Annotated in this window: 19 protein-coding genes; 13 read left to right on the forward strand and 6 right to left on the reverse strand. The window is 60.9% G+C overall.

Annotated elements, in window-relative coordinates:
- Positions 1-75: 75 nt before the first annotated feature.
- From HMPREF2836_RS05210 to HMPREF2836_RS05240, 7 genes are all read left to right on the forward strand, one after another.
- Complete coding sequence (locus HMPREF2836_RS05210) at positions 76-1,650, forward strand: amidohydrolase (protein ID WP_070629689.1); 1,575 nt, start codon at positions 76-78, stop codon at positions 1,648-1,650.
- A gap of 275 nt (positions 1,651-1,925) precedes the next feature.
- Positions 1,926-2,885 carry an L-lactate dehydrogenase gene (locus tag HMPREF2836_RS05215; RefSeq protein ID WP_012903553.1) on the forward strand — a complete coding sequence of 320 codons (960 nt, stop codon included), beginning with the start codon at positions 1,926-1,928 and terminating at the stop codon, positions 2,883-2,885.
- A 386-nt stretch (positions 2,886-3,271) separates the two neighbouring features.
- Positions 3,272-3,547: a hypothetical protein gene (locus tag HMPREF2836_RS05220; protein ID WP_005509088.1), complete on the forward strand. Its 276-nt coding sequence runs from the start codon at positions 3,272-3,274 to the stop codon at positions 3,545-3,547.
- A gap of 188 nt (positions 3,548-3,735) precedes the next feature.
- Positions 3,736-4,587 (forward strand): DNA repair protein RecO, encoded by an 852-nt coding sequence (gene recO / locus HMPREF2836_RS05225; RefSeq protein WP_070629692.1) that lies wholly within the window; start codon positions 3,736-3,738, stop codon positions 4,585-4,587.
- A gap of 175 nt (positions 4,588-4,762) precedes the next feature.
- Entirely contained in the window at positions 4,763-5,554 is a 792-nt protein-coding gene (locus HMPREF2836_RS05230; protein WP_049341241.1) for an isoprenyl transferase, read from the forward strand.
- A 69-nt stretch (positions 5,555-5,623) separates the two neighbouring features.
- Positions 5,624-6,712 (forward strand): quinone-dependent dihydroorotate dehydrogenase, encoded by a 1,089-nt coding sequence (locus HMPREF2836_RS05235; protein ID WP_049341239.1) that lies wholly within the window; start codon positions 5,624-5,626, stop codon positions 6,710-6,712.
- Between the two features lie 269 nt (positions 6,713-6,981).
- Positions 6,982-7,638, forward strand: coding sequence for a DUF6318 family protein (locus tag HMPREF2836_RS05240; protein ID WP_070629694.1), 657 nt, complete (start codon positions 6,982-6,984; stop codon positions 7,636-7,638).
- Positions 7,639-7,764: 126 nt separating this feature from the next.
- Here the strand turns inward: HMPREF2836_RS05240 and HMPREF2836_RS05245 are convergent, their stop codons facing one another.
- Positions 7,765-8,394 carry a DUF3043 domain-containing protein gene (locus HMPREF2836_RS05245; RefSeq protein ID WP_070629696.1) on the reverse strand — a complete coding sequence of 210 codons (630 nt, stop codon included), beginning with the start codon at positions 8,392-8,394 and terminating at the stop codon, positions 7,765-7,767.
- A gap of 115 nt (positions 8,395-8,509) precedes the next feature.
- Between HMPREF2836_RS05245 and HMPREF2836_RS05250 the strand changes: the two genes are divergently transcribed.
- From HMPREF2836_RS05250 to HMPREF2836_RS05275, 6 genes are all read left to right on the forward strand, one after another.
- Positions 8,510-9,904 carry a M20/M25/M40 family metallo-hydrolase gene (locus HMPREF2836_RS05250; protein WP_070629699.1) on the forward strand — a complete coding sequence of 465 codons (1,395 nt, stop codon included), beginning with the start codon at positions 8,510-8,512 and terminating at the stop codon, positions 9,902-9,904.
- Between the two features lie 247 nt (positions 9,905-10,151).
- A complete protein-coding gene (locus HMPREF2836_RS05255) occupies positions 10,152-10,505 on the forward strand; it encodes a HesB/IscA family protein (protein WP_049347628.1) in 354 nt (117 codons plus the stop codon).
- Positions 10,506-10,619: 114 nt separating this feature from the next.
- A complete protein-coding gene (trpD, locus tag HMPREF2836_RS05260) occupies positions 10,620-11,693 on the forward strand; it encodes an anthranilate phosphoribosyltransferase (RefSeq protein WP_070616349.1) in 1,074 nt (357 codons plus the stop codon).
- Positions 11,694-12,223: 530 nt separating this feature from the next.
- On the forward strand, positions 12,224-12,673 hold the full coding sequence (locus tag HMPREF2836_RS05265; protein WP_070616350.1) for an NfeD family protein: 450 nt from the start codon (positions 12,224-12,226) through the stop codon (positions 12,671-12,673).
- A 93-nt stretch (positions 12,674-12,766) separates the two neighbouring features.
- Positions 12,767-13,762, forward strand: a complete 996-nt coding sequence (locus HMPREF2836_RS05270; protein ID WP_049327186.1) for an SPFH domain-containing protein — start codon at positions 12,767-12,769, stop codon at positions 13,760-13,762.
- A 189-nt stretch (positions 13,763-13,951) separates the two neighbouring features.
- A complete protein-coding gene (locus tag HMPREF2836_RS05275) occupies positions 13,952-14,290 on the forward strand; it encodes an RNA polymerase-binding protein RbpA (protein ID WP_070616351.1) in 339 nt (112 codons plus the stop codon).
- A gap of 205 nt (positions 14,291-14,495) precedes the next feature.
- Here HMPREF2836_RS05275 and HMPREF2836_RS05280 read toward each other — a convergent pair whose 3' ends face one another.
- The 5 genes from HMPREF2836_RS05280 to tatA form a co-directional block, all read right to left on the reverse strand.
- Positions 14,496-15,230, reverse strand: coding sequence for a polyprenol monophosphomannose synthase (locus HMPREF2836_RS05280; protein WP_070629701.1), 735 nt, complete (start codon positions 15,228-15,230; stop codon positions 14,496-14,498).
- Between the two features lie 122 nt (positions 15,231-15,352).
- Positions 15,353-16,531 carry an amidohydrolase gene (locus tag HMPREF2836_RS05285; RefSeq protein WP_070629703.1) on the reverse strand — a complete coding sequence of 393 codons (1,179 nt, stop codon included), beginning with the start codon at positions 16,529-16,531 and terminating at the stop codon, positions 15,353-15,355.
- 227 nt (positions 16,532-16,758) lie between these two features.
- The gene (locus tag HMPREF2836_RS05290) at positions 16,759-19,779 is read right to left on the reverse strand and encodes a DEAD/DEAH box helicase (protein ID WP_070629705.1); all 3,021 of its coding nucleotides are present in this window, start codon (positions 19,777-19,779) and stop codon (positions 16,759-16,761) included.
- A gap of 268 nt (positions 19,780-20,047) precedes the next feature.
- Positions 20,048-20,929, reverse strand: a complete 882-nt coding sequence (tatC, locus tag HMPREF2836_RS05295) for a twin-arginine translocase subunit TatC (protein WP_070629707.1) — start codon at positions 20,927-20,929, stop codon at positions 20,048-20,050.
- A 132-nt stretch (positions 20,930-21,061) separates the two neighbouring features.
- Positions 21,062-21,307 (reverse strand): Sec-independent protein translocase subunit TatA, encoded by a 246-nt coding sequence (tatA, locus tag HMPREF2836_RS05300; RefSeq protein WP_005506024.1) that lies wholly within the window; start codon positions 21,305-21,307, stop codon positions 21,062-21,064.
- Positions 21,308-21,329 lie beyond the last annotated feature (22 nt).

The raw sequence follows: 21,329 nt of genomic DNA on the forward strand, positions 1-21,329 counted from the left end.
TTCTTTTTGGGCGTTTTCGACTCCATCACGCCTGAGCATCTAGCGCCCGGCGAGCGCAGACGGTAGCGTAGAAGCATGACTGACGCGAACGCACAGGGCACCGCCGCCCACACCCAGCCCACTTCTGACAGCTCCGGTCGAACGGCACCGAACCGACCCGCCGCAATAACCCGCCACTACGACGCGCCCGACGCTGATTGCGTGCGCGGTAGCGAGTACTCCGAAATCCTCGCCCTCGAAACCGAGCAGCGTAAGCATGCCGCTGAGCACCGCCGCAAGCGCGGGCACGCGCATCCTGAGCGGGAACATGCCGACCACGGTCAGCCCGAGCAGGAACGTAGCCACGGCGAGCGCCACGGTCATGGAAAGGGCCACGGTCACCGCCTCGACGAAGACAGCGGGCTGGCGCATATTCGCCGCGACCTCGCCGAATCCGTAGCCACCCGCGCAGACTCCCTGACCTCAATTCTCAAGGCGATTCACGCGCACCCCGAGACTGCCTACGAGGAGTATTTCGCCTCCCGCACGCTCGTTGATGCGGTCCGCGAAGCCTACCCGAACCTCAGCATCGAGTACCCCGCCTTCGGCCTGGATACCGCCTTCAAGGTGGAGCTCACCAGCGCCGACTACGACCCCACCAAACACCGCACCATCGCGATTCTCTCCGAATATGACGCGCTACCGGGCATCGGTCACGGCTGCGGCCACAACGTCATCGCGGTATCCGGGCTGGGCGCTTTCCTTGCCCTAGCGGATGCGCTCGCTACCGGCCCCGAGGCGTTCAGCGGCAGGATCCTCTACTACGGCACGCCCGCCGAGGAATCCGACGCCGGTAAGGAGCTGATGGCACGCGCCGGCGCGTTCGAGCGGGTGGATGCCGCCATCATGGTGCACCCCTACTTTATGGATGTGGCTGATCAGGCGTGGTTGGGTCGCCGCGAATGCCGCGTGACTTATACGGGCGTGAGTGCGCATGCTTCCTCGCATCCGTTTATGGGTCGTAACGCACTGGATGCGGCGAATTTGGCGTATCAGGGCCTGGGGTTGTTGCGTCAGCAGATTCCCGGTTCTGACCGTATTCACGCGATTATTGACCACGGCGGGGACGCCCCGAATCTGATTCCTGCCTCCGCGAGCCTGCATATTAATATCCGTTCTAAGTACGCGCCGACTTTGCGTGCGCTGTCGCGACGGGTTGAGGAGGTGCTGCGCGGTGCGGCGCTCATGGCTGGCGTGAGTGCGGAGGTGACGTGGGATTCTTCGCCGATGACCATGCCGGTGCGTACGAACCGCCCGCTGTTGAAGCGTTGGGTTTCGGCTCAGCGTTCGGTGGGTCGCCACCCGTACCCGCCCGGAACGGTCAGTGACACCCTGGCGGCTTCTACTGATTTCGGTAATGTGAGCCTGCGCGTGCCCGGTATTCACCCGCTGATTCAGATTGCGCCCGAGGGTACCGGTATGCACACGGTGGAGTTCGCGCACTGTGCTGACACTCCGGCGGCTGTGGATGCTGCCCTGGATGCGGCGTTCGGTTTGGCGTCTGTGGCTTTGGACTTCCTGGTCGACGACGATCTGGCGGATGCTGTTCGTGCTGATTTTGAGGCTTCCGGCGGTGCCGTGGATGTGGAGGGCTACTTTAGCAGCATGTGAGCTTGCTCAAAAGGTCAGAACGTCATTATTTGGTTTTGTGAGTGAAAAACACCCCTCATAGCCCATAAAGTCACCAGCACCCATCGAAAAAAGCAAAATATCCCAACACAAAACGCAAAATCTGCGGCATAATAGAAAGTAACGAAGCAAGCTCACCGGGGAAGAACGCCCATCTAAGGAAATTCAACCCCGCGGCACACACCCGCTTCCCCATAAACCACGCGAGAATCCTCTCGCACCACACGGATAACTCTCACGAAAGAGGGCATACAGCAATGAACGGTGTCAACAACCCCACCAAGCTCGGCGTCATCGGTGCAGGCGGCGTCGGTAGCGCAACCGCATACGCAGCTATGGTCCGCGGCTCCGCAGACGAAATCGTCCTGTACGACATCGACGGCAAGCGCGCACACGCTGAAGCACTGGACATCGCACACGGCGCAATGTTCGCACACGAAGCAACCGTAACCGGTGGCGACGACATCGAGCTGTTGCGCGACTGCGACATGGTCATCATCACCGCAGGTGCTCGCCAGAAGCCGGGTCAGCCCCGCCTCGAACTGGCAGGCGCAAACGTCGCAATCCTCGAGAAGCTGCTGCCGAACATTCTGTCCGTAGCACCCAACGCAATCATCATGCTCGTCACCAACCCCTGTGACGTTCTCACCGTTGTGGCTCAGAAGATTACCGGCCTGCCCGCAAACCGCGTGCTGTCCTCCGGTACCGTTCTGGACTCCTCCCGCCTGCGTTGGCTGATTGCTAACAAGGCTGGCGTCTCCATCAAGAGCGTTCACGCAAACGTTGTTGGCGAGCACGGCGACTCCGAGTTCCCCGTCTGGTCCGCAGCAAACATCGGTATGGTTCCCCTGACCGAGTGGGAGCAGGACGGCAAGCCCGTCTTCACCGAAGAGGTCCGTGCAGAATTGGCAACCGAAGCTATGCGCGCAGCATACAAGGTCATCGAGGGCAAGGGTTCCACCAACTACGCAATCGGTATCTCCGGCGCACGTATCGCTGAGGCATTCCTCGGCGGCCAGAACGCAGTGCTGCCCGTCTCCACCACCATTGCAGGCGAGCTGTACGGCTTCAAGGACGTTGCACTGTCCCTGCCCACCATCGTCAACCGTGAGGGCATCCAGCGCGTGCTCGAGGTTCCCATGAACGAGGCTGAGCTGGCACAGCTGAAGGCATCCGCTGAGGCAATCCGCGCATCCGCAGCATCCCTGGGCTTCTAAAACCCCGGCTTCTCATTCTCTCGGGCTCAACCCGTAAGAAGCAAACATTCAGTAGGTGCAGCGTCAAGCTGAGCTAACCGACAGAAGAACCCGCCGCACCCGGCACCCGCCTCTTGAGGGGTAGGGGACCTGGGGACGGCGGGTTCGCTGTGTCTGTAAGGTTTTTATGCGGGGTTTGATGCGCCGCGTGCTGCTTGGCTTGACCAATCTGGCTTGCCGAGCCTGACTCGACCAACCTGGGCTTACCGCTCTGGCTTTGGTGTTCTCTTCACGGCACCGAATTTACCCGCTGATTTACCTGCCGCACCCGTTCATAGTTCCGCGTTTAAACCGCCGCATGACCGCCCGGCGCACACCATCGGCCTGTAGGTAGTAGAATAAATGGCATGAGCATTGATCCTCGCACCGAACTCACCCGCCTCCTTGACGCGCTGGAGGCGCACCTGACCGCCGTCGTCAACCGAACCGGCGAGCACGACTCTGCCGTCGATGAGGCATACGTAGAAATCGCCAACGCCTTCGAAGCCTACGAAGATGCCCTCTTCGAGGCGTACAACGAGGTCACCCCCTTGAGCGTCTACGGTGATGAAGACGAGGATGACCTTGAAGAAATCCTCGACGATGAAGACGACATCGACGACGATATTGAGTACGAGGACTAAATAGCGCCTCGCCCATACGTTACGGACCGACCCCTGACCGGTACCCCTACGCGGGGTAATACGGCAGGGGTCGAACCGTACCCACAACACCCGCGTAGATCTTGCCCTCAGCGCTTACTGCCTTCAGCGCCCGCCGAAAACCCACCCGCCTAATACCCACCGAGCATGCACCGAGAACGGAGACACCCGTGAGCGAACCCCGCACCTGGCGCGACGCCGCCCTCATCCTCCGCACCCAAAAACTCGGCGAAACCGACCGCATCATCATCATGCTCACCCGCGACGGAGGAATCACCCACGCCGTCGCCAAAGCCGTACGCAAACCCACCTCCAAATTCGGTGGACGACTCGAACCGTTCATGCACACCGACCTGTCCTTCAGCCGCGGCAGAACCAACCTGCACACCATCACCCAGGCGGCAACCCTGCACGCCTACACCGCACCCATCATGGCGAACTACGATGCGTACACGTGCGCCTCCACCATCGCCGAACTGGCAGAAGCACTCACCAAAGACACCGACAGCACCGCCGACATTTACACCCTCACCCACGGGGCGCTTGCCGCGCTCGCGCACGGGCAGCACGTGCCGCAGAGGATTCTGACCCGCTACCTAGCACGCAGTATGAACGCCGCTGGCTGGCCGCTCATCGGGGAGAACTGCACCCGATGCGGCAACCCGCTCGTGAACTCCGATAACCGGGGCGATAACGGGGCAGACAGTAGCACCCCCGGCGCTACAAGCGGAAGCGGCAGGTACATTGCCTTCCACACCGCCCACACCTACGGGCACCACACGGTCCTCTGCCCTCAGTGTGCACCCACCACCGACACGCCCCTAACCGGCCTGCGTGCCGAAGAGCTCGGCTATGCGCTCGCTACCGCATCGGCGGATCCGCGCGCCTGGGCGACTATTGACGCAGCACCGGTGCCGGTCGCCTCCAAAATTCTGGGACTCTACCTGAAAACCACCCAAAACCTGCTCGAACACCCCCTGAAAACGGCGAGCGCCCTCGAAGCAGAAATTCCTGCATCGTAAAAGATGCACGCCGATGCGTCAAACATGGGCCAACCAGGACGCAAAATAACCCCCGAAGCACCCGCCCATGCGCGCTGTGTCACGGTAAAATAGCTAACAGCACGCCAGGTTTATATCTGGCGCATATCTAGGCAAACGACCCCGGGGGAGAACCCGCCAGGGAAGAAAGGCACACATGGCACGCACCCAGCCCGTACCCCCGCCCGCACACCCCACCGGGGCAACCCCGCCGCCGATCCCGAAGAAGTTCATTCCGCAGCACGTCGCCGTCGTCATGGACGGTAACGGACGCTGGGCAAACGAACGCGGCCTGCCCCGCACCGAGGGCCACCGCGCCGGCGAGGCGGCACTGCTGGACGTTGTCGCGGGCGCTATCGAAATGGGCATCCCGTACGTGACCGCCTACGCGTTCTCCACCGAAAACTGGAAGCGCTCACCCAGCGAAGTCGCGTTCATCATGCGTTTCTCCACCGAGGTGCTGCAGCGTCAGCTGGCAACCCTCAAAACCTGGGGTGTGCGCATCCGCTGGGCTGGCCGCCGACCCAAGCTGTGGAAGAACGTCATCGAAGAGCTCGAACACTGCGAGCGCGAAACCATCGACAACACCGTCTGCACCCTCACCATGTGCGTGAACTACGGCGGCCGCGCAGAAATCGCTGACGCGGCGGCAGCTATCGCAGCGGACGCTGTGGCGGGCAAGATCAAGCCCGGCAACATTACCGAAAAGACCATCCAGAAGTACCTGGACGAGCCCGACCTGCCCGACGTTGACCTGTTCCTGCGTTCCTCCGGTGAGCAGCGCATCTCGAACTTCCTGCTGTGGCAGAGCGCCTACGCCGAGATGATTTTCATGAACGTGCTCTGGCCCGACGTTGACCGCCGCACCCTCTGGGAAGCTGTCGAAGAGTATGCGCGCCGCGACCGCCGCTACGGTGGCGCAGTCGACGCCGTCGCCAACGACAAGTAGCGGCCCGGCATACAGTCCCGGATCATAGCCCCATAAACCACCCACACCCTCCAACACTAGGGAGAACAAATGCGCATCTACCCGACCTTCTTCAACATCTTCTTCAAGGGCATGGACCCCGAGAAGGCACACCACGTCGGCTTCTGGGGCGTTCAGACCCTGCGCAACGTCGGCATCACCCGCGCGCTGCGCAAGTACTTCCAGCCCGCCCCCGAACTGGCAACTACCGTCATGGGTATTACTTTCCCCTCGCCGTTCGGCCTGGCTGCAGGCTTCGACAAGGGCGGTAAGGGTATTGCCGCGCTGGCTGGTATCGGCTTCGGCCACGTCGAGATCGGCACCATCACCGGTCAGGCGCAGCCCGGCAACCCGCAGCCGCGTCTCTTCCGCCTCGTGGAAGATAAGGCGGTCATCAACCGCATGGGCTTCAACAATGACGGTGCCGCAGCGGCAGGCCCGCGCGTAGCCGCAGCCCGCGCAGACCTCGAAACCGAATACCGCGGCGCTGTACGCCCGGTTATCGGCGTGAACATCGGCAAGACCAAGGTCGTTGAGCTCGAGAACGCTATCGAGGATTACCTGATTTCTACCCGCACCCTGGCACCGCAGGCAGACTACCTGGTCGTCAACGTTTCCTCCCCGAACACTCCGGGTCTGCGCACCCTGCAGGCTATCGAGTCGCTGCGCCCGCTACTGGCTGCCGTGCGTGAAGAGGCAGACCGCGTATGCCCCAACCGCCACGTACCGCTGACCGTGAAGATCGCGCCGGATCTGGTCGATGAGGACGTGATCGAGGTGGCAGCCCTGGCTAAGGAGCTGAAGCTGGACGGCATCATCGCAACCAACACCACCATCGCCCGCGACGGCCTGGGCCTGACCAGCGACATGACCAAGGTCAAGGAAATCGGTGCCGGCGGCCTTTCCGGTGCGCCGCTGAAGCCGCGCTCCCTGGAGGTGCTGCGCCTGCTCAAGCGCGAAATTGGAGACGACCTCGCCATCATCTCCGTTGGCGGCGTGACCACCGCTGAGGATGTGCAGGAGCGCCTGGACGCTGGCGCTGACCTGGTGCAGGGCTACACCGCGTTCCTGTATGAGGGTCCGCTCTGGGCGGCACACATTAACCGTGGCCTGGTGAAGCTGCGCCGCGCTCGCCGCTAGAAGGTTTACGCCCCGCCGGGTGACTGGCGGGGGAGGGAGCCTCACGCTCCCGGCGTGCTGAAAGGGGGCACCGTTCTCTACCCGTAGGGGGTGGAGGCGGTGCCCCTTTTGTGTGCCCTCTATTCAGCCGAAAAGCCACATGTGTTTCGAAAAGCCACCAAAGAAGTAGCTTTTCGAAACACATGTGGCTTCTGAGCGTATAAGTGCGCGCTCGCGCATAATGGAGATAAGCGGGAGACCATGCACTACAACGATGTGGAGGACCAACCATGAACCCCAACATGCTAAACCGCCGCTCAATGCTGACCGGAGGCACACTCATCAGCCTCAGCACCCTACTCGCCGCCTGCGTGCCACACGACATCACAACTGCAGGAGACGGATCCACCGCCTCCGGCAAGCCTGCCACCAACAGCAGCCCAAGCAGTAGCGCCGGCAACAACGCCGGTAACGACGAATACCGCAAAGCAGATGCCAAAGGCCCCGCCCAAAACGTCCCCAAACCCAACGCCCCCGAAAACGGATACCGCGCAAAGACCCCCGACGGCATCCTCAAAACCATGGACGCCTGGAACCAATGGATCAACTACGGCGTCCAAACCGGCGACTACAGCAAAGCCCGCGAATTCCTCTCCGCCTCAAACGACGGAGAACTCAAAATCTACCGGGAAATAGAAGCGCTCTACCAGCGCGGCGGATGGGTCATCGACGGCATCGAACACTTCGAACCCGCCGGTATACCCAGGACCGACGACCATCAAACCTACTACCTGGAAACCAGCCACGAATGGGACAAACACACCGAAGTGGAACCCGACGGCCGCCAAGAAACCTGGAGCAGCGACAAGGAAGAAGAAATCTACACGTTCGCCCTCGAATACCGCGACGGTAGATGGCAGATCCTCTACTCCCGAATCGACGCCTAACCGTACCGGCGTCTAGCCGCGACATATATGTCCACGCGCAAGAGGGAAAAGACCAGCGGGCACAAAATAGGGGAGAGGCCTGAACCTTCAGGACCTCTCCCCAAGCACCTATACGGCACTAACGACTTAGTGCGGGTACTCGCCGTACTTCACCATCGGAACCGGGCGGCGCATACGACGAATCATCATCACACGGTTAAACGCATACATGCCAGAACCACGCTGAACCTCGCCGAACTTCGCAATCAGCTTCTTCTTCAGGCTGCGCCACAGAATGAAGTAGTCAACAACCCACAGAATCATCAGCGCATACATTGCGTACACGGAACCGTAATAAACCGTTGCACCAACGCTAGACGTACCCGACACACCCTGAGCAATCCAGCCACCAATAAGCAGAACCAGCAGCACAGCCAACATAAAATCGCCAAGGTTACGGCGCGCATCCACATAATCACGGATATAACGGCGCTGCGAACCACGGTCCACGGCGGGCAGGTAACGCTGATCGCCACCCATCAACGCATCATTCTGACGCTCACGAGCCTTCGCCATCGCCTCACGTTCACGAGCCTTCGCCTCCTTACGGTCACTAACAACCAGAGGCTGACGACGAGCCGCCTGCTGCTCCTTACGCGAAGGAGTAGGACGGCCCTTCTTCGGGGTGAACTTCGGATTAACCGGAGCCTGAGGCTCCTCTATAACCTGCGGCTGAACAGCTTCCGCTTCAGCCTTCTCTTTCTTACGACCAAACACCCTCCCATCATACCCGAACGGCACACACTAAACCCGCCCCCACAAGCCCACACCAGCAACTGAAACAACCCCAACCACCCGGCGGCGGCGGGTAAGGTAGGGGTAAGGTAGAAACATGACTAATGAATTCACCCACCACAGCGCCCTCAGCGACGCCGTCACCAAAAACTTCGAAGCAACCCTGCAGACCCTCACCGAGCTCGTCGCCATCCCCTCCATCGCCTGGGAATCGCACGACCTCACCCAGGTAGACCGCAGCGCCGAGGCAGTCGCCGCGCTCGCAACCAAGGCAGGCTTCAACAACGTACGCATCGAACGCGCCACCTACACCACCGCCGACGGCACCGAAAATCAGGGCATGCCCGCCGTCATCGCCTCCCGCCCCGCCGCAGAAGGCTACCCGACCATCCTGCTCTACGCCCACCACGACGTACAGCCCGCCGGCGACCTCGACCTGTGGGACACCGAACCCTTCGTCGCAACCCGCAAGGGTGACCGCCTCTACGGCCGCGGCGCAGCAGACGACAAGGCAGGCATCCTCGTGCACCTCGCCGCGCTCGCAGCCCTCAACGAAACTCTCGGCGAGGACTTCAAACTCGGTGTGAAGCTCTTCATCGAAGGCGAAGAAGAGGCAGGCTCGCCCTCCTTCGTCTCCTTCCTCAACACCTACCGTGAGGAGCTGTCCGCCGACTACATCGTGGTCGCAGACTCCGCCAACTGGCGCGCCGGCGTACCCGCACTGACCACCAGCCTGCGCGGCGTCGCATCCGGCGACATCGAAGTGCGCGTCGGTAGCCACGCCATCCACTCCGGCATGTTCGGCGGCCCCATGCTCGACGCACACACCCTCATGGCGCAGCTACTCGCCACCCTGCACGACGCCACCGGCGCCGTAGCCGTCGAAGGCCTGCACCGCGCCCCCGAACCCGAACTCGAATACGCCGAAGCAGACTTCCGCAACGACTCCGGCATCCTCGACACCGTACCCCTGGCAGGCACCGGTAGTGTTGCCTCCCGCCTGTGGACCCAGCCGGCAATCTCCGTCATCGGCATGGACATCCCCTCCATCGCAACCTCCTCCAACACCCTCGCCGTCGTATCCCGCGCACGCATCAGCACCCGCCTAGCACCCGGTGACAACCCCGAAAACGCACACCGCGCACTCGCCGAACACATCAAGGCACACGCACCCCACGGCGCCCAGGCGAACTACACCGCCGTCGACTCCGGCATGCCCTTCGCCACTGAAGTCGACGCAGACGGCGCACAAACCGCCCTCGACGCAATGCGCGCCGCATGGGACGTAGAACCCGTACAGACCGGCATGGGCGGCTCCATCCCGTTCATCTCCGACCTCAAGGACCTCTTCCCGCAGGCACAGATCCTCGTCACCGGCGTAGAAGACCCTGACACCCGCGCACACAGCGCCAACGAGTCCCTCTACATCCCGGACTTCAAGAACGCAATCCTCGCGGAGGCGCTACTGCTCAGCGCACTCGTCGCTCGCTAAACGCGCTCGCTAGGAACATCCACAAAAAGTGGGGGAGAAGGGTCACAAACCCCAACCCCCACTTTTTCGGTATCCTAGAAGCAGAATTACATGTCAAGCCCCCACACCAACACTCACGCCCCCGGCGAACTATGCACACCCTAGGTTGTACATCAAACACCCAGGCGCGTATCGTGAAGGCTAAAACGCCCACACGCACCCACACGCGGCGCACACGGGCAAACAACAAAACAAAAGGACAACACCAATGAGTGAAACCACCACCGAACTGCCGACCCACGGCGTCAACCTCACCGAAGTAGCACAGACCAAGGTCCGCACCCTCCTCGAACAGGAAGGCCGCACCGACCTGCGCCTGCGCATCGCCGTCCAGCCCGGCGGCTGCTCCGGCCTCATCTACCAGCTCTACTTCGACGAGCGCGTCCTCGACGGCGACGCAGTCCGCGACTTCGACGGCGTAGAAGTCATCGTCGACAAGATGAGCGCACCCTACCTCGACGGCTCCACCATCGACTTCGAAGACACCATCGAAAAGCAGGGCTTCTCTATCGACAACCCCAACGCAGCAGGCTCCTGCGCATGCGGTGACTCCTTCCACTAAACCGAAGACACCCCAGCGCTAAGCACCCCAAGGTGCAACACGCCTAAACAAACCCCCGTCTCGCATACTGCACCCAACCATGCAGATACGCGGCGGGGGTTTTACACTTAACACATGACTACGCACGAAATCACCTGGAAATACATCCTCAACCAGCTCGTCAAACACCAAAACCTCACCGACACCGAAGTCGCCTGGGCCATGGACCACATCATGACCGGCCAAACCGAACAGCCGATCCTCGCATCCTTCCTCACCGCCCTCCACTCCAAAGGCGAAACCCCCGAAGAACTCGGCGCACTCGCAGCCGGCATGATCGCCAAAGCCGAAACCGTCGACATCGACCCCCACGCCGTAGACATCGTCGGCACCGGCGGCGACCAGCAAAACACCGTCAACATCTCCACCATGGCGGCCCTCGTCATCGCAGGCACCGGCGCCACCGTCGTCAAACACGGCAACCGCGCCTCCACCTCCAAATCCGGCTCCGCAGACGTCCTTGAAGCCCTCGGAATCCGCCTCGACATGCCCATTCCCGCAGTCGCCGAATGCGCTCGCGAGACTGGCATCACGTTCCTGTTTGCGATGACTTTCCACCCGGCAATGCGCCACGTGGGCCCGACCCGCCGCCTGCTCGGTATTCCGACCGCGTTCAACTACCTGGGCCCCATGACGAACCCGGCTCGCGTGAAGTCCTCGGCTATCGGCGTTGCTAACCCGGTCATGGCTGAGAAGATGGCTCACGTCTTTGCGGAGCGCGGCGATCACGCCCTGATTTTCCGCGGTGATGACGGCCTGGATGAGCTGACCATCGCCACCACGAGCCGCCTGTGGGAGGCTGTCGACGGCGAACTGACCGAGTACCGTTTTGATCCGACCGAGTACGGTCTGCAGAATGCACCGCTGGAGCAGTTGCGTGGCGGCGACGCCGAGTACAATGCGGGCGTTTTCCGTGCAATTTTGGCGGGGGAGGGCGAGGCTCCGAAGAACCCGCTGCGCGCCATTCACGACGCTGTGGTGATGAACGCTGCGGCTGGCTTGGTCGCGTACCGCCCGGTCAACGGCGAAAGCTTTGAGACCCGCTTCACTCAGGCATTGGCTGATGCGCGCGAATCTATTGCATCCGGCGCAGCGGAGCGCGTGCTCAACGCGTGGGTAGAGTTCAGCTCTAAGCACGCAGAAGCGTAAAGCTCTAGAAATCGATGGCAGGCACCCGAGACGAACAGAGCGCACCGAAAGGTGTGGAGTCTCGGGTGCCTGTCGTTTAACTGGATGCACTGAGGAGCCTGAAGGCTCGGAGCATGTGAGCGAGTAGCTGAGCGCCGAGGAAGACGCAAGGCGCGTGGAGCTCAGAATAGCGGAGCGCAGAACCGCGGATGGAACAGTGTAGTCGCACTGCGGGGAGCGCACAGGTTTGATCCGTGCCAGCCTGAGCGTAGAAAGCGCCGGTGAACAGTCGGTGGGGTAGTGAAAATAGGCCTACTTTACATAATGTATATTATCGGCTTTTTAGGGAGGTCTAGAATGAACTCAAGATTCCCCATATCTAAATAAAGTCTTAACAGTTCATGTATTAACCTCACTCGGTTACCAGAACTGTCGCCAGCACTCAATCCACCTGAAATAATGGATATACCCCGCATCACGAAGGTGCTGTCGCCTCGTGTGCAGATCCAACGTCAACCACGCCGGTTGATGTACACCAAAGGAGAAAACTCGTGGATTGGCTCTTTGAGACACCCTGGACACTCTGGGTTGCACTCGCCCTCGTTTTCGCCGTCATAGAAATGCTCAGCCTCGACCTGTTCTTTCTCATGCTGGCGATTAGCGCAGGCATCACCGCAGCAATATCGCCCTTCGTGGATAACATGCTGATTCGAACCGTTATTTTCGTGGTGATCTGCCTGATTCTGGTTCTTGGTCTGCGCCCGCCGCTGCTGAAAAAGCTCAATAAATCAGCCACCGGAGCTGTCACTAATGCTGAAGCACTCGTTGGCGCTGAGGTGCGCGTCACTCAAGATGTGACTAGTGAAACTGGTTTGGTTGTACTAGCTGGCGACACCTGGACGGCGCGCACCGCCTCCGGAACGCTCGTAGCAGGATCACACGCGAGGGTACGAGCCATTGAGGGTGCTACCGCAATCGTAGAGCCTCTCCCCCATGACTAAGACCAACAAACTAAGACCCATCTGAATACCGGCTCCAAATGCCAATTCAGATGCCCTAGAACACACCATATAACTCACCGATAAGGAGAAACAATGCCTATCAGCCTTATTCTGACGGTCCTACTCATCCTCTTCGTGCTGACGATGCTCGCAAAGACCGTGCGCGTCATCCCGCAGGGACGAGCCGGCATCGTCGAACGACTGGGTAAGTTCCACGCCGTTCTCAAGCCCGGCCTGCACATCGTCATCCCCGTAGTTGACCGCGTGCTGCCCCTCATCGATCTGCGTGAACAGGTCGTTTCCTTCCCCTCGCAGTCCGTGATTACCGAAGATAACCTCGTGGTCGGCATCGACACCGTCGTGTACTTCCAGGTCACCGACCCCCAGGCTGCAACCTACGAAATCACCAACTACATTCGCGCCGTGGACGAGCTGACCAGCGCAACCCTGCGTAACGTCGTCGGTGGCCTGAACCTGGAGCAGACCCTCACCTCCCGCGACCAGATCAACGCGGAGCTGCGAGGCGTACTCGACTCCACCACCGGCCGCTGGGGCCTGCGCGTCTCCCGCGTGGACATCAAGGAAATCCAGCCCCCGGTATCCATTCAGGACTCCATGGAGAAGCAGATGCGTGCAGAGCGTGACCGCCGCGCCGCAATCCTCACCGCAGAAGGCCAGAAGCAGTCCGACATTCTGACCGCAGAAGGTGAATCCCGCGCAGCCATCCTGCGTGCAGAGGGTGAAAAGCAGGCACAGATCCTTCGTGCAGAAGGTGACGCACAGTCCGCAATCTTGCGCGCAAACGGTGAAGCAGAAGCCGTGCAGAAGGTCTTCGCAGCAATCCACGAATCCAACCCCAGCCAGCAGCTGCTCACCTACCAGTACCTGCAGACCCTGCCCAAGCTCGCCGAAGGCGACGCCAACAAGCTCTGGTTCATCCCGACCGAACTCGGCGATGCACTGCGCGGCCTGGGCAACGCATTCGGCACCCTGCCCGCATCCGACCTTGCGGACGCACCGAAGAAGCCCGCAGCAGAGGCACCCAAGAGCGCCCCGCAGGCACCCGGAAGCTACGGCATCAACGGCTAAACGCGAAATCTAACGCATAAAAAAGCGTGAATCACCAAAAATCACGCCGAATAAACACCACCACGTTGGGCGGGTGGAGACTATTACCGATATAATGGATGTTTTGTAAACGTTCGAGGGAATAGCTCTCCCCCGCCCAACGTTATGCCTAAAGCGCCAAAGAGCGCACCCGACGACACTGGAGGAAAAATGAGCGATCGTAGCCTGCGCGGTATGCGCCTGGGTTCCCAGTCGATGGAAACCGAATCGAACGTACAGCCCGCGCCCCGCCAGCGCGTCGAATACCGTACCGCTGACGGTGACCGCGTTTTCGTGACCTTCGCGGCAGAAGCAGAAATCCCCTCGGTATGGACCGCAAAGTCCGGCAAGGAAGCATACCTCGTCAACGGCGACTCCACCGCAGAGGCCGAAGAAGAGAAGCCCGCACGTACCCACTGGGATATGCTCATGGAACGCCGCAGCATCGAAGAGCTGGAAAAGACCCTGGAAGACCGCTTGGAATACTACCGCAAGCACTACGCGCTCTAAAAGCACCGTAGACATGCCGTAGAAACGCTTCAGGAGCCCGCTAAGAGCCACTTGCGCTCTGAGCGGGCTTCTCCGCTTTTTCGGCACTGGCTTCCCGTTGGTACGTGAGCCAGGAAAGAGCGCCAGAGAAAACAGAAAAGGACCGGGGCAGATACTTTTATGTATCTGCCCCGGTCCTTCGTATAAGTCTCAGAGCGAGGGACGATTACTTGCCCAGAGCCTTCTTCAGCTTCTGAATGCGGTTAGTCATGCCCCATCGAGTCACCTTAGACATGGAGTCAAAGATAATGTTGCCGTCCATCTTCGAAGCACCAATCTCACGCTCAACGAAGGTAATCGGAACCTCAACAATATTCAGGCCAGCCTGCTCAGAACGCCACGCCAGATCAACCTGGAACACGTAGCCCTTAGAGTCAATACCGTCCAGGTTCAGACGCTGCAGGGCCTCACGACGGTACGCGCGGAAACCAGCGGTAATGTCCTTGATGGAGGTGCCCAGAATCAGGCGGGTGTACAGGTTAGCGCCGCGAGAGAGAACCTGGCGGTGAGCCGGCCAGTTCTTGGTCTTGCCGCCGGGAACGTAACGCGAGCCAATAGCCAGGTCAGCGCCCGCCTCCACAGCACGAACCAGAGAAGGAAGCTGCTCAGGCTGGTGCGAGCAGTCAGCATCCATCTCAATCAGAACGTCGTAGCCTGCCTCAAGGCCCCAATCGAAGCCAGCAAGGTACGCGCCACCCAGGCCGTCCTTAACGGTGCGGTGCAGAACGTGAATCTGGGAATCCTTAGCCGACAGCTCATCAGCAATCTGGCCGGTGCCGTCGGGGCTGTTATCATCCACCACGAGAATGTCCACCTCGGGAGCTGCCTTACGAAGACGCTCTACCACGATGGGTAGGTTCTCCTTCTCGTTATACGTCGGGATGACAGTTAGAACGCGCATATTACTCCCTCACAGGTGTATATAAAACAGACCGGTAGATGTCCAGTATACCGGGTAAACATTCAAATCAATGAATTATTGAGGGGTTGAAACCCCTTAAAAAGCCTCTGACAAGCTAAAAATTAGTTACTTTCAGTGTAAATAGATTCCAGGATGGGCAGAGGCGAATCTTCATCCAACACCGGAAGCAGCGGAATGCGAGCACGAGGGTCGGTACTCCACGATGCTACGCGGGAGTCGGGTGCCTGGACCATGAGGGCTTCTACGCGCCACTGTGCTACGAATGCGGGGGTGTCAGGTGCGAACTGGCCGGTGAAGGGGTTTTCTTCGTGGGCTAGGCGGTATACGCCGCGGGTGAGGGCGGCGAAGGCGCTGCGTGCGGAGATGCCGTGTTCGTCGTTGATGAGTTCGCGGATGAGGGGCCAGGCGCCGGGTGCGTAGAGTTGGGTGTCGGATCCGAGGGCGATGGAGGTGCCGGCTGCGTTTGCGCGGCGGGCTACGGATGCCACAGATTCGCGTGCTTCTCCCCCGGCGTGTGCGAGGAGTGCTTGGACGGTGTCGTTGGCGGCTTCGTCTTCTTCGGGTTCGCAGACGCTCAGGCCCAGGTTGATGCGTGCTTCTGCTAGCTGGGTGAGGTGTTCGTCGGTGATAGGGTCCTGCGGGGTGCTGATTGCTGCGTCGAGGCGGATGGACAGCCAGGGGCGGGTTTCGCGTACGGCGAGCGCGGCGTCGGCGGCGTCGGCAAAGCTGGTGGATGCGTCGATGGAGAGTAGGAGTGCGGCGTCTTCGGCTACCTGTGCTGCTGCGGGGGCTTCGGCGGGTGCGACAAAGATGCCGACTAGCTGCAGGCCCTTGATGGCGCGTTCGCCTTCGGTGAGGGGGCGTAGTGCCTTGATGGCGCTGATGAGTTCGTCGGTTTCTACGCCGGTGGCGTTGAGGATGAGGCGGATGTCGGGTACGCCGTGTTCGGCGCTGTAGTAGCTGAGCGCGGAGACGAGGTCGGGTACGTCTTCCATGCCGGCGAGTAGGGTGTGGGTGTGGTAGCCGGCTGCGCGGTATGCCTGCAGGTAGTCGAGGATTTCGGGTGCTTCTTTGCCTGCGACCGGTGCTAGGGCGCGTGCAAAGGCGGGGGTTAGTAGGGCGCCGTCGAGTTCGGTGATGGTGGCTGATTCGTCGGCAATGGAGCGTGCCCCGGAGTCGGAACCAACCCAGCGGACGAAGCCGTCTTCGACGAGCATTGCGGTTGCGTACGGGTCGACCGGGCTGTACACGCTACCATCTACAAAAATACGGGTAGACATTAGATTCCTTTCACCTTTGAGGCGCGCCGAGGCGCACACGGGGCGGGCACTTCAATTGTGCTCGCGTAGCTTAGCTGAGCGTCTCATTTGAGTATAGAAGCACCCCCGCTGCCTGTGGTAGTTCGTTCGTCCTTAGATGAGGCGGAACTTAGATGATGCAGAACAATGCACAGTAGCGGGGGTGGTGGCCCGAGCTGGTCGGGTGCGGTGTAGCACTACGGTGCGGGTTAGACGTCGAGTGCGACTACGCCGCGGCGTACCGCCTCAATTGCTTCTTCACAGCGGGCGCGGATGACCGGGTCCAGGGAACGGATGTGCGCAATTTGGTCTAGGGCGTCCAGTACCTGCTTTGCCCAGCGTACGAAGTCGCCGGCGGCAAGGCCGGTGTCCTCGATTGCCTTTGCGAGGTGCGCGCCGTTTGCCCAGGCGTACATGGGTTCGACCAGGCCGAAGTCGCATGCGGGGGTCGGGTTGACCTTGAACTGTTCCTCGGCTGCGTTCAGGTCGGCGAGGCGCTGCGTAATCGTCGCGATGGGTGCGCGCAGGGAGGGGTGCGGGTAGTGCGCCAGGTATTCCACGGCGTCGCGCTTGCCCTGGTAGGTTAGTGCGGCGACGGTTGCCGCGATGGCGGCGGGTTCCAGGCCGTCGAGGAAGTGCGCGTCTAGGCACAGGGCGGTCAGTAGGTCGCGCTCGCCGTAGATGCGGCGCAGCGCCTGGCCGCCGGTGGTTAGCGACAGTTCGTTATCCTCGGTGCGTTCGACGTAGCCGTAGCTCTCCAGCAGACGCGCAATGCGGTTGAAGACCTGCGCAATCGTGTTGGTGCGGCGGGCAATCTGACGGCGCAACCCTTCAGTCTCAGCGTTGAGCTTCTGCCAACGCTCAGCCCAACGCATGTGGTTTGCGCGGTCGGAGCAGCCGTGGCACGGGTGGTTACGCAGCTGAGCCTGCAGAGCCTCCAGCTGCGCGTCAATACTGTTCTGACGAGCAGGGATGTTCTGCTGTGCGAGCGCACGCGGGGCGCGGCCGTCGTAGAGTGCCTGGCGCATGCGGCTTGCGGTGTCGCGGCGTTCCTTGGCGGTTTTGAGGCTTAGGCGCTTGGGGATTTTGATGCGTGAGACCGGTTCGACGGCGCCTTCGAAATCGCGGGTTGAGGCGGTGCGCTGGTGCGCGTCCTCGGTGACGATGCCGATGCGCGGGTCGGCGTGCGAATCGGAGCGGGTGATGACGACTGCGTAGCCGCGGGAGCGGCCGTGCGGAATGTAGATGATGTCGCCGGGCAGTAGCTGCTGGATGCTGTGATGTGCCTGCGCGCGGGCGTGGCGTTCGTTGCTCTTGGATGCCTTCTTTTCCAGTTCGGCGATCTGTCGGCTGAGCTGGACGTATTCGGTGAAGTCGCCCAGGTGGCATGCCATGGCTTCGCGGTAGCCTTCTAGGGCGCTTTCGTTTTTGCGTACGCGGGAGGCGACGCCCACGACCGACTTATCTGCCTGGAACTGTGCGAAGGAGGATTCCAGGATTTTGCGGGTGCGTTCGGCGCCGTAGGAGGCGATGAGGTTTGCCGCCATGTTGTAGGTGGGGCGGAATGAGGAGTTCAGCGGGTAGGTGCGGGTTGAGGCGAGGGTTGCCACGTGTTCTGGGGACATGCCGGGGCGCCACATGACGACCGCGTGGCCTTCGATGTCGATACCGCGGCGGCCGGCGCGTCCGGTCAGCTGGGTGTATTCGCCGGGGGTGATGTCTACGTGGGATTCGCCGTTGTACTTGGTGAGCTTTTCCAGGATGACGGTGCGGGCGGGCATGTTGATGCCCAGTGCGAGGGTTTCGGTGGCGAAGACCAGCTTAATCAGGCCCTGCGCGAAGAGGGTTTCTACGACCTCCTTGAATAGGGGCAGCAGGCCCGCGTGGTGCGCGGCGATACCGCGGATGAGGCCGTCACGCCATTCGTAGTAGCCGAGGGTGTTCAGGTCGCGGGTGTCCAGGTGAGCGGTTGCTTCCGCAATGTAGGCGCGGATGGTCTGCTGCTGTTCGGGGGTGGTCAGCGTGATATCGGCGGATACGCAGTGACTGACCGCGCCGTCGCAACCGGCTCGGGAGAAGATAAAGCAGATTGCGGGCAGCAGGCCCTGCTTGTCGAGGGCGCGCACCATCTCCGGACGGGTGATACGCTGCGGACGTAGAGGCTTCTGCTCACCGCGCGCATCAAAGTCCCGGTCGTTGCTGAAACGGTCACGACGGTCCGAGCGGCCGCGCTCGCCGCTGCTGAACGTCTCATTCAGCCAGCCTTCACGGCGGTGACGGAAACGTTCACGCTTGCCGCCGTAGCGTCCACGGCCCGGTGCGGAACGGAAGCCGGGGCGTAGCGCCTTCAGCTGCGGGTTCAGGCGCAGACCGGCAAGCAGCGGGTTGGCGCCCGCCTCCACGGTTGCGCCGCGCTGCTTAGCTTTCTGTGCCTTCTTCGCCTGCTTGCGGGAGAGCTTCTCCTCCGGCTCCTGGTTCTTACCCTGCGCGGAGTTGTCTTCGGGTACGAACAGGTCCACCACGCGGTGACCGACCATCATGTGCTGCCACAGGGGTACCGGGCGGTGCTCGGAAACGATAATGTCCGTGCCGCCGCGCACCGTATCCAGCCACGCGCCGAACTCCTCAACGTTCGACACCGTAGCCGACAGAGAAATGACGTTCACATGCTCGGGAAGGTGAATAATCGCCTCCTCCCACACCGCGCCACGGAAACGGTCCGCCAGGTAGTGCACCTCATCCATCACCACATAGCCCAGGCCGGTCAGCGTGGTCGAGTTGGCGTAGAGCATGTTGCGCAGCACCTCGGTGGTCATCACGACCACGGGTGCTTCCGTGTTAATGCTCGTATCGCCGGTGAGCAGACCCACGTAATCCTCACCGTACGCGCGCACAAAGTCGTGGTACTTCTGGTTGCTCAGCGCCTTAATGGGGGTCGTGTAGAACGCCTTCATGCCGCGGCGCAACGCCAGGTAGATACCGAACTCACCCACAATGGTCTTACCGGCACCGGTGGGTGCGGCAACGAGGACGGAGCGGTCCGCCTCCACGGCGGCACACGCCTGACGCTGAAAATCATCCAGCGGAAAATCAAGGGACGCCTCAAAAGCCCCGAGGGCGGTCTTCGCGTATGCGGCGCGCTCTCGGGATGCGGCGTAGGCGGCAGCGTAGTCGGTGCCGGTCTGCTCGTTAGAAGCGGTAGAAGTGTGCTGTGCGTGGTGCTTGCTCATAGTATGTCCAGTGTAACCGCTCGCCCACCGCCCACCTTCCGAAAGCATCCTGCACGGGCACTAATCCGGTATTGGCGAACAGCGAGCGCATCGGCTGCGCGGTTTCGGCGCAATATACGCTGCGTTTCTGCGGGGACGTACCGGCGGGCGTTGCAAAAATTTCGTCGGGGCGCCTCGAGACCCTTTTGTGGAATATGCGAAAGGGGCGGGGCACAGAGATTCTGTGCCCCGCCCCTTTCGGCGATGTTGCTCAAAGCGAGCTATTGAATTAGGAAGTCTTCTCGTCCTCGAAGTAACCCATCTTCGCCAGGTCTTCACTGCTGGTTGCGGTGTTCAGGCTTGCTTCATCCGAACCCTGCGCCAGCTTGGCAAGCTTGCGGTCGCGGCGCTTGTCGTTAATCATGCAGATGAGGATTGCTGCGAAGAAGAAAATCAGCAGCGGCGCCATGAGCACGAACATCATCATGATGTCGCTACCGGGTGCAGTCAGCGCTGCGATAACCGCAACGAGCACAACAACCCAACGCCAAGACTTCAGGATGGTCTTACCGCGAATCAGGCCCAGCATGTTAATGCCGACCAGAATCACAGGGATGATGAAGGCGCAGGAGAACGTCACAACGAACTTCAGGATGAAGGAGATGTACACGCCCGCGTCAATGTAGTTACTTTCGTTGACGGGGGTGAACTTCAGCAGCGCGTAGACCACGCCGGGGAGGGTGAAGTACGAAATGGCGACACCGCAGGCAAACGCGAAAATAGATGCGGTGAGGAAGCCGAAGAGATACCTCTTCTCCTTGGTGTGCAGTGCCGGCAGCAGGAATCGCAGCGCCTGGTAGAGCCAGACGGGAGAGGCGATTACCAAGCCGATGTACATACCGACCTTAAGCAGCTGGTCGAAAGGAGATGCGACGCTACCGTAGTTCAGGTTTGCGTTGCGGCCGGTTTCTGCGTTGATCTGCTGCAGGGGCGCAGAGATCATTTCGATGAAAGGCTGGTAGAGGAAGACCGTACCGATGATGGCTGCGATGACGGTTGCGATAGCCGCTTTGATGAAGCGGTCGCGGAATTCGCGCAGGTGTTCCTTGAGTTCCATGCGTGCTTCAGGATTGACTTTGCGGTTGCGCACGTCCTGGTCGGGTGTTGCCACGTGGTGTCCTCTGGGTGTCGGTGCCGTGTGTGATTCGGCTGAGGGGGTCTGGTGGGGTGTTTATGGGGTGGTGCCGCAAAACCCGTGCCGGCCGGTGGGCTGGCACGGGTTTGGTGCGTTGGGGCGGGACCGTTACTTGGTTTCGGTCTTGCCGTCCTTGCCGTTGTCTACGACCTCAGCGGTGACGACCTCTTCGCCGTCCTTCTCGCGGGGGTCCTTCTTGGAATCGTTCTTCAGGCCCTCAACTTCGGTCTTGAAGATGCGCATGGACTGGCCGAGGCTGCGTGCCATGCCGGGCAGCTTGGGTGCGCCGAAGAGGAGGACGATGAGGAGGATAACGACGATGATGGTCGCGGGGTGGCTGAAAATCTGGCCCATGGTGGTGTGCCTTTCTGTTAGA

Source organism: Rothia sp. HMSC065C12, assembly GCF_001812085.1.
Lineage (GTDB): Bacteria > Actinomycetota > Actinomycetes > Actinomycetales > Micrococcaceae > Rothia > Rothia mucilaginosa.